This window comes from Chitinophaga rhizophila, from assembly GCF_019492185.1.
Taxonomy (GTDB): domain Bacteria; phylum Bacteroidota; class Bacteroidia; order Chitinophagales; family Chitinophagaceae; genus Chitinophaga; species Chitinophaga rhizophila.
In genome coordinates, this window is the sequence record NZ_JAICCF010000003.1 from 1,356,791 (window position 1) to 1,366,829 (window position 10,039).

The window sequence follows — 10,039 nt, forward strand, 5'->3', positions numbered from 1 at the left end:
GACGAAAGATAATAATAATACCTGGGAGCTTCATATGGGACCGGTATTAAATTACGTTGAAGAATATCATCTCGTGGTGCCACCTTGCAGGGCGTTCCGTATCTTGTCATTATTATGGATACCAGGAGAGACTTTATCAAAAAGGCCGCATTACTATCAGGCGGCACCGGGCTGGCGGGTGTACTGCCAGCCTCAATTCAGCGGGCATTAGCAATCAATCCCGCTGCCGGCAGTACCTTCCTTGATGCAGAACATGTCGTACTGCTCATGCAGGAAAACAGATCTTTTGACCATTGCCTGGGTACATTACGCGGTGTACGTGGCTTCAATGATCCCAGGGCTATTACGCTGCCTGATGATAACCTGGTCTGGCTGCAGTCTAATAAAAAGGGAGAAACTTATGCTCCTTTCAGGCTGGATATTAAAGACTCGAAGGTCACCTGGATGAGCTCTCTTCCGCATTCTTGGGAAAACCAGGTTGATGCCCGTAATAATGGCAAATACGACGGATGGCTGGATGCAAAGCAATCCGGTCACAAAGACTATGCGCATCTACCCTTAACCATGGGTTACTTTACCCGGGAAGATATTCCATTCTACTATGCGCTGGCCGACGCATTTACAGTCTGCGACCAGAACTTCTGCTCGTCTCTTACCGGCACTACCCCTAACAGACTCTATTTCTGGACAGGCACCATCCGCGAAAAACAAAGTACTGATGCTGCTCCTAATGTGCGTAACGCTGAGGTGGATTATGGCGTTCCTGCCAGCTGGACTACCTTCCCGGAAAGACTGGAAGAAAACGGCATCAGCTGGAAAGTATATCAAAACGAACTAAGTGTCGGCGTAGGATTCTCTGGTGAAGAAGATTCCTGGCTGGCTAACTTTACAGATAACCCGCTGGAGTTTTTTTCCCAATACAAACCGCAGTTCTCCGCTGCTCACTATCAACATCTGCAAAAAAGAATATTACAGCTTACGAAGGCTGTCCACACACTGGAAGATAAGCTGAAAAGCCTCACCGGCGAAGCTGCTATAGCTACCAGCAAGGAACTGGACGAGAAGAAAGCCCTCCTCCTCCGTATCCGGGAAGAGGAAGCAAAATGGCGGCCGGAGCATTTTGAAAAGCTGTCCGACCGCGAAAAGAATATTCACAGAAAAGCATTCACTACGAATGAGAAAGATCCTGACTATCATCAGCTGACTTCACTTCAGTATCAGGATGGCGATACAACACGCACGATGCAGGTGCCAAAAGGCGATGTGCTATACCAGTTCCGGGAAGATGTGAAGACTGGTCAACTGCCAACGGTCTCCTGGATTGTAGCGCCCGAAAATTTCTCCGACCATCCCGGTGCGCCCTGGTACGGGGCCTGGTACCTGGCAGAAGTGATGGATATCCTGACGCAAAATCCGGAGGTATGGAAGAAAACAGTATTCATCCTTGCCTACGACGAAAATGACGGCGATTTCGATCACATTCCCCCATTTGTACCTCCACATGGACCAGGTACCGGAAAAGTATCTGCCGGCATTGATACAGCGGTGGAGTACGTTACCCGTGAACAGGAACTCCGCAAAAAAGGAATGACCGACGAGGATGCCCGAGAAAGTCCTATCGGACTAGGCTATCGTGTGCCACTGATCGTCGCCTCTCCCTGGAGCCGCGGGGGAATGGTCTGCTCGGAAGTTTTTGACCATACCTCTGTACTTCAGTTTTTAGAGCGCTTCCTGTCACATAAAACGGGTAAACCTATCCAGGAGAGTAATATCAGTGAATGGCGTCGCACCATATGTGGCGACCTGAGCTCCGTCTTCCAGCCCTACAACGGTGAACAAATTCCGGTGCCTGCCTTTGGCGACAAGGATACATTCATCGAAAGTATACATAAAGCCCAGTTTAAGGCTGTTCCTTCGGGTTTTAAACTGCTGAGCACTCAAGAGATCGCCGCCATTAACAATGATCCGGCTAATGCAGCCTATATGGCTAAACAGGAGCCAGGTATCAAACCATCCTGTGCACTACCCTACGAAATGTATGCCGACGGCCGTGTGCATAAAGGGGCGTTTGAGATATCTTTTAAAGCAGGTAACGAAATGGCAGGTAAAGCTGCCGCTGGACTGCCATTCCATGTGTATGCTCCGGGTAAATATATGGCTGCCGATAACTCCAGGTTTGAAAAAGTCAGAACCTGGGCCTATGCAGTAAAAGCCGGAGACCGACTTACCGATCACTGGCCGCTGCAGTCTTTTGAAAACAATAACTACCACCTGCGGGTATATGGCCCTAACGGCTTCTACCGCGAGTTTACAGGAGACGACAAAGCTCCCGGCCTGGAGGTACTATGCGATTATGAAAGGAAAGGGAAAGTATTTACCGGTAATATATCATTACAGCTCAAAAATGCTGATAGTCAGGCTGTTAACATAGAGGTCGTTGACAATGCTTATGGTAGTCCGCTGCAGAAAAAGGTACTGGCTGCCGGCAGCAAAACAATAGTTGTAATTGATCTGCGCAAAAGCCACTCCTGGTATGATTTCAGCGTACGCATCACCGGGCACGGCAACTTTGGAAGAAGGTATGCTGGCAAAGTGGAAAATGGTAAAGCTGGTTTCAGTGATCCGGCAATGGGTAGAGTGAAGTCAAGCTAAACAATCCTACCTTTGTAAAAGTAACGGGACCTCGATCCCGTTGATTTAATCTTATCATATTGTTTAGAAAGGAAGGCCGCCCAGGTAACTGAGCGGCCTTTCTCTATCTGAAGAGTTTCGTTTATACGCTTTGCAACAACTGTATCTGGTACGCTACTGCCTGCGACTTCATTTTCCGTAATATCAATGGCCATTGTACCGAGAAAAATGGCTGAAACAGACCCGCGATCTCATTCATGAAGTATATATCCGCGTCGGCAATATCCTTCGGATGATTACCGGATAATACCCTGGCAAACATCGCTAACAGCCCGTTGGTAGCCTTGGCACTACCCGCTGCGGTAAACCATACCCTTTCCTTGATATATACCGCACGTATCCAGATGTCAGATATCCAGCCTTGCACCTGGTAGTGCTCATGCTTATATCTATCTTCCATCACAGGCAGCGAATCAGCAATGTTATCTATGTATTGCTTGCGGCTTTCTTCATCATCGAGGAGCATTAGATCCTCAATCAGCTTATCCTGTACTTCATTTATTGACATAGACGCTCTTTTAAAGGTGAATAGCATGAATTTACAGAGATATGCCGGTTGTAGGGAATCAAAAACGGAAAATATTATTCCTCGAGTTTCCTCGCAATCTTATTGATCAGCTTTAATTTGTCAACAATAACCAGCAGCACAAACGCACCACACAACACCGCCACTGTTGCAAACGCCAGGTAGGTGAAGTAATGTATCGTCCACTCCAGCGCCACTCTCACCCGGTGAATTAAGCTGATCTGCTTCTTCTCTGTTGCGCCTTCGTACAAGGATATCCTGACGGTACAAAATTCATTCTCCGTATCGAAATTGCCCAGTTCTACGCCCAGGTCCTGCAGCTTTCCTTCAGTTTCCAGTATCTTATCATGAAGCGCTACCAGGTCAGTAATAGGCCCTGGCTTGGACTTTAATTCATTCAGTGATTCCAGCGTCTTCTGCAAAGATGCTTTTTGCGCATTCAGCTGACGGTATTCATTGGTCTTATCCACTTTAGTGATCTGTGTGGATTTGATCACTCCAACCTTTTGAATCGCCAGGTAAAACGAATCAAACGCTTCCGGATTAACGCCTATCAACAGGTGAAGTTCCCTGCCACCTTTCAGTCCAAGTGCCTGTTCATATTGTACTATCGCTTTAAATGCTTCAGTCTTTGCAGCAATCTGTTTGGCGTCATCTTCAAAATGTGAGGATTTTGCTCTTACTGACGCTGTCTTTTCATATTTCTGACTTGGCGCTGCTCCCCCTGCTGCCTGTGGCAGGCCACCACTATTACCCTGTTGCTGAAACTTTACTTTCTCAGATGCATAGTTCTTCCTAAGATCACTGATGCTTTCAAAGAAGTCAACTGTGTAGTCTCCCGTCTGGCGCGTATCTGTAGCCAGGTAGCCATAAATAAACCTGAAAATGAAAAGAATACAAAAGGTTAGGGTCGCCCATCTCACCAGTCTCCAGATGCGGGCCTTGAAACTTTTAGTCATATAGGGTAAATATTAGGTATGTAAGATAGGGAATAGTCAATAAGCTGCAGGAACAAACCTGGTAAGACTGCTTACTGCCAATAACGCTTAACGCGCTATACCTGCTACCACCAGCACCTCATCAGGCCTTCTCCACCTCCAGCTCAAACGCTTTATTCAGAATCAGCTTACCTTCTGTATCTCCTGTTACTCCTGGTAACTTCCAGCCCTTTATCTTACCAGTTTTGCCTTTACCCAGCAGATCTGCAATCTGTTTGTCTGTCAGTTTCTTACCGAAGACTTCAAACGGTACCTTAAATCCGCATACGCTGAAGTTTGCACAACCATATGCGGTATTGCCCTTCTTTAATGGATGGGATTTACATTTCGGACATTGCTGTTCTGCAATGACAACTGTCTTTTTCTCTTTGGATTTGGCTTCTTTTTTAGGCTTGTCTTCTTTATCCTTTTCCTTCTCTTCCGGCTGGTCCGGCCTGATCGTAATAACTTTGTAGTTGGAGGTTTTGACTTCAATGGTCAGGTCTATTACCATCTGGATCAGCTCCTGCTTGAACGTCTCCATGGCATATTCTCCCTTTTCGATAAGGCGGAGTTTACGCTCCCAGATACCTGTCAGCTCCGGACTTTTCAACAATTCGGTCTGAATCGTATCTATCAGGTCCATACCTGTCTGCGTAGCAAAGATGTTCTTCTTACGTTTCTCAATATACTTACGGCGGAACAGCGTCTCAATAATGTTTGCTCTGGTAGAAGGCCGTCCGATACCATTATCTTTCAGCAGCTCACGCACTTCTTCGTCATCAACCTGCTTACCGGCTGTCTCCATTGCACGCAATAGAGTGGCTTCAGTAAATGCTTTCGGCGGGGTCGTTTTCCCCTGGTGAATCCTGGGCGTATGTGGCCCCGTCTCACCTACTACAAATACCGGCAGTATCTTTTCTTCTTCTTCTCCCTCTTTTTTAGGTGTTACATCATTTGCATATACTTCCTTCCAGCCTGGTTCCAATATCTGTTTACCCGTTACCTTGAAATCTACCTGGCCGACTTTACCAAGTACTGTTGTGTTGGATATCTTACATTCCGGATAGAAGGCGGCAATAAAACGCCTTGCTACCAGGTCATAGATGCGTTTTTCTTCAAGTCCGAGGCTGGATGGATACACGCCTGTCGGTATGATCGCATGGTGATCTGTGACCTTTTTATCGTCAAAGACTGTCTTTAATTTGGGAATAGGTTTTGTCAGTAATGGCGCTGTGAGCGCTGCATACGGCGTCAGATCTTTCATAATGCCCTCTATCTTAGGATGAAGGTCTTCTGAGAGATAGGTGGTGTCTACCCTGGGATAGGTGACCAGCTTCTTCTCATACAGGTTCTGTATGTATTTCAGGGTGTCATCGGCAGAGTAGGCGTATTTCTTGTTGGCCTCCACCTGCAGGGCCGTCAGGTCAAATAGCCGGGGATTCCCCTCTTTCCCCTCTTTCTTCTCAAAAGAGGTCACTTCAAAAGGATGCTCCTTCAGATAGGCTAAACCTTTCTCGGCCCGGTCCAGCACTTTTATACGGTCGATGGTGGCTGTAAACTCTGTTTCTCTGTACAGCGTCTTCAGCTCCCAATATTCTTCAGAAACAAAGGCATTAATCTCTTTCTGTCTGGCGACGATCATCGCCAGGGTAGGAGTCTGTACTCTTCCGATGGAGAGTACAGTCTTTCCCATGGCAAACTTTTTTGTAAACAGCCGGGTGGCATTCATACCCAGCAGCCAGTCTCCGATAGCCCTGGCACTACCGGCTGCATACAGGTTATTATATTGAGCTGCGTCTTTTAATTTCTGAAATCCTTCCCGGATAGCCTCCTCTGTAAGGGAGGAGATCCACAGGCGTTTTACCGGTGCGGTACATTGTGCTTTGAGTAATACCCATCGCTGAATCAGTTCACCTTCCTGGCCGGCATCCCCGCAGTTAATCACTTCCTCACTTTGCTGTACCAGCTGTTCTATGATCTTAAACTGCTTCTGTACGCCGGCATTGTCTATCAGTTTGATTCCAAAGCTGCTGGGGATCATAGGCAGATCCTCCATCCGCCAGAACTTCCATTGTTCCGTATAGTCATGGGGCTCCTTCAGGGTACAGAAATGTCCGAAGGTCCAGGTGACCTGGTACCCGTTGCCTTCATAATATCCATCCTTACGTACTTTAGCGCCAATGACTTCGGCAATGTCTCTGGCAACACTTGGTTTTTCAGCTATACAAACCTTCATAGTCAATTAAAACAGGGAAGCAAATGTCGGATAAATACCCAAGAAGCTACTTAACTTCTGCCAGGTATTTATGCACAAAGCTGATAGCCATAGAACCTTCTCCAACTGCTGCGGCTACCCTGTTCATGGCAGACGCCCTCACATCTCCCGCAGCAAAGATTCCCGGACAACTGGTTTCCAGCAGATAAGGATCGCGTTCCTGCTTCCAGATCCGCTTAAAAGCGTCGCAACTATGCAGATCTCCGCCGGTTTTAATAAAGCCTTTATCATCTTTGATAATATCCAGCGCTATCCAGTCAGTATATGGTTTTGCACCAATGAAAATATATAATGCATCTGCCCGTACTTGCTGCTGCTCTTTTGTATCAATATTGCAAAGCACCAGCTCTTCCAGTTTGTCATGCCCTTTTGCTTCCGCAATCTCTGTCTTCGGACAAATCGTAATATTCGGTACGCCGGAAATCTGCTCTATCAGGTAGGCTGACATCGTACTGCTCAGATCTTCCCTGCGGATGATGATATAGACGCTCTTAGCGAATTTGGAAAGATACATGGCTGCCTGTCCGGCAGAATTACCGCCTCCGACTATATATACTTCCATTCCTGTACAGGCCGCGGCTTCGGTCATAGCGGCCCCATAGTATACGCCTGCGCCGGTAAAGTCAGGTACTCCTTTCGTCTCCAGCTGACGATAGTCAACACCCGTAGTAATGATCACCGCCCGGGTATTGATCTCAGTACCATCTTCCAGGATGATCTTTTTATAGCCATCCTTTTGTTTGATATCTTTCACCGACTGTGGTGTGATCAGTTCCGTACCCAACCTGGTAGCCTGTGCAATGGCTCTCCTTGTTAGTTCTGCACCACTCAGACCACTCGGGAAGCCGAGATAGTTTTCAATACGGGAACTGGTGCCTGCCTGCCCGCCTGGCGCACGCCTTTCTATCAGCAGTGTTTTTAATCCCTCCGATGCACCATATACGCCTGCTGCCAGTCCCGCTGGCCCGGCACCGATGATGACTACATCATACACGTCCAGCTTCACCTGCGGATTCAGACCTACCTTACTGGCAATCTCCATGATTGATGGATTTGAAAGGAAGGAGCCATCTTCAAAAAACACCAGCGGTACATCCTTGATAGTCAGGTTGTTCAATGATAATAGCCTGCTTGCTTCATCTGAGTTCTGTACATCCAGCCACTGATACGGAATAAGGTTCCCTGCCAGGAAATCTTTCACCGAATGGGATTTCGGAGAAAACTGGTATCCTACTACCTTAATACCTCTGAAATCTGGTTTATACACACTTTGCCAGTTACCCAGCAAATCATCCAATACGGGATATAACCTTTCCTCCGGCGGACTCCAAGGTTTTACCAGGTAATAGTCCAGCTGTACTGAGTTAATCGCTTTAATGGCTGCATCTGTATCCGAATAGGCCGTGAGCAGCACCCTGCGTGCATCCGGATAATATTCCATTGCACGTTCCAGGAAATCCACTCCTTCCATTTCAGGCATACGCTGATCTGAAATGAACATCGCAACAGTTTCGCCTTTATTTTTCAATTCCAGTAAAGATTCTAATGCCTCACTGATCACAGTTGTACTGATAATTCTGTATTGTTCACGGTATTGACTCTTGAGGTCGCGCACCAGCGCACGTAACACCTGCGGATCATCGTCAATACAGAGAATGTATGGTAAGTTCTGACTCATAATGGTATTATTATTGGAATGACCCTAATTTTATCCATGAATAGGTAGTGACACGATGAAACGTGTTTCTCCCGGTTGAGATTCCGCTTTCAGATATCCCTTGTGTTGGCGTACAATCTGGGACACAATGTCAAGTCCCAGCCCGGTACCTTTCCCTGGTTCTTTAGTGGTAAAGAAAGGATCAAAGATCCGTTCAAGTACATGGGGAGGAATACCCGGACCATCATCAGTAATGATCACTTTCAGGCAGTCCTTATCTCTTTCAGTTTTAATAATGATTTTCCCCTTTTTATTTACCTCCATGGCATCAAGTGCATTGTCAATGATGTTGGTCCAGACCTGGTTTAATTCTCCTACCAGGGCCCGTAAAGGTGGCAAATTGGCATCAAAATCTTCTATCAGTTCAACATTGCCCTTGCGTATCTTATACTGCAGGATGGAAATGGTAGTCCGGATGCCATCATGGATGTTGGTCAGCTGTTTATCCAGCCCCTGATCCATATGTGTAAATGTTTTAACAGAGCCGACAAGATCTGCAATACGCTTCGACGCTTGTTCAATATCCGATACAATCCTTTCAGTGATCAGGTTATTGTTAATCCAGTTGAACACCGGCGAAATATCTTTTGCGCCAAGCCGTTGCCTGAATGCGTCAAGGTCTTCAATGGTAAATCCAAATTCAACAAAATTCTCGGCCAGTTCTGTACTGTTTTCAACCTCCAGTTCATCCAGCCAGTCAGTCAGCTCATCTTCCTGCTGCGAACGTTGCACCAGGGTAAGCGACTGCTTATGCGAATTGTGTTTTGACAGTATTTCAAACATCTTTTCCTTTACCAGGTTAATGGCGGCTTCATCCATGCGAATTTCCATAATCTTCTTGAAAAACTCAGGCTGTAATTGCAAGTGTTTTTTCATGGAGTGAGCACCACGTACTACTGCTGCTGCAGGATTATTCAACTCGTGTGCCAGTCCGGCAGAAAGTTTACCTAATGCCATCATTTTTTCGCCCTGGCGGATGAAAGACGTATAATCCCTCACACGGTTCGTCATGATATGCACTAAAGCCTGCGTCAGTTCAAAATGATTCCTGATCATGGGCTCAATCTTATCCATAGGCAGGGTATACACTATAACATCTTCTATCGCTTCTCCAGCTACAGATGATACCATACCGCGTGAAAAGGGAAGGTACCCCAATATGCGGCCCGGTTCTGCGATCATAAGTTCACGTAACTCATTATTCTGCATCTGGCATATCTTAATATGACCGGAAAGTAAAAGGTGTGTGCCAGTCATCGGTTCACCTACATTGAAGCCAAAAGAACCTGCTGGAATCTCTCTGCGTTCACTATTATCAATAAACCACTGCAACTGATTATCGGGTACGCCATGCAGCGTGTCAATGGATCGCATCCATTCAACTGTTAAATTAGTCATGGAACTCTGATTATTGGGCAGAAAGGTAGGGATAATTTGGGTAGGTTTTCCAGGGGATCGTTGTATAGATTGAAGCAATACTAGCACAATTCAAAGAAATCAGCATTGCAGTATTGAGTATTGAAACGCAAAGGTGAATGAGGTGAGGTATTCCGGATCAGCCGGAGCAACAATAAGGGATGTATACCCAAGTAACGTACTACGTACGGCCAAGGGACGAACAAGCGACGGCGAAGAGGTGGACTTGATCCGAAGACAGGACGGCCAAGGGACGAACAAGCGACGGCGAAGAGGTGGACTTGATCCGAAGACGGGACGGCCAAGGGACGAACAAGCGACGGCGAAGAGGTGGACTTGATCCGAAGACAGGACGGCCAAGGGACGAACAAGCGACGGCGAAGAGGTGGACTTGATCCGAAGACGGGACGGCCAAGGGACGAACAAGCGACGGC

At 46.9% G+C, this 10,039-nt stretch carries 6 protein-coding genes; 1 reads left to right on the forward strand and 5 read right to left on the reverse strand.

Annotated elements, in window-relative coordinates:
• The first annotated feature begins 114 nt into the window (after positions 1 to 114).
• Positions 115 to 2,652, forward strand: a complete 2,538-nt coding sequence (locus tag K1Y79_RS20170; protein WP_220251957.1) for a phosphocholine-specific phospholipase C — start codon at positions 115 to 117, stop codon at positions 2,650 to 2,652.
• A gap of 121 nt (positions 2,653 to 2,773) precedes the next feature.
• Here K1Y79_RS20170 and K1Y79_RS20175 read toward each other — a convergent pair whose 3' ends face one another.
• The 5 genes from K1Y79_RS20175 to K1Y79_RS20195 all read right to left on the reverse strand — a co-directional run bounded on the left by K1Y79_RS20175 (position 2,774) and on the right by K1Y79_RS20195 (position 9,587).
• The gene (locus tag K1Y79_RS20175) at positions 2,774 to 3,199 is read right to left on the reverse strand and encodes a SufE family protein (protein ID WP_220251958.1); all 426 of its coding nucleotides are present in this window, start codon (positions 3,197 to 3,199) and stop codon (positions 2,774 to 2,776) included.
• 74 nt (positions 3,200 to 3,273) lie between these two features.
• A complete protein-coding gene (locus K1Y79_RS20180; protein WP_220251959.1) occupies positions 3,274 to 4,176 on the reverse strand; it encodes a DUF4349 domain-containing protein in 903 nt (300 codons plus the stop codon).
• Between the two features lie 121 nt (positions 4,177 to 4,297).
• Entirely contained in the window at positions 4,298 to 6,433 is a 2,136-nt protein-coding gene (locus K1Y79_RS20185) for a DNA topoisomerase 3 (protein WP_220251960.1), read from the reverse strand.
• A 46-nt stretch (positions 6,434 to 6,479) separates the two neighbouring features.
• The gene (locus K1Y79_RS20190; RefSeq protein ID WP_220251961.1) at positions 6,480 to 8,150 is read right to left on the reverse strand and encodes an FAD-dependent oxidoreductase; all 1,671 of its coding nucleotides are present in this window, start codon (positions 8,148 to 8,150) and stop codon (positions 6,480 to 6,482) included.
• 30 nt (positions 8,151 to 8,180) lie between these two features.
• Complete coding sequence (locus K1Y79_RS20195; protein WP_220251962.1) at positions 8,181 to 9,587, reverse strand: ATP-binding protein; 1,407 nt, start codon at positions 9,585 to 9,587, stop codon at positions 8,181 to 8,183.
• Positions 9,588 to 10,039 lie beyond the last annotated feature (452 nt).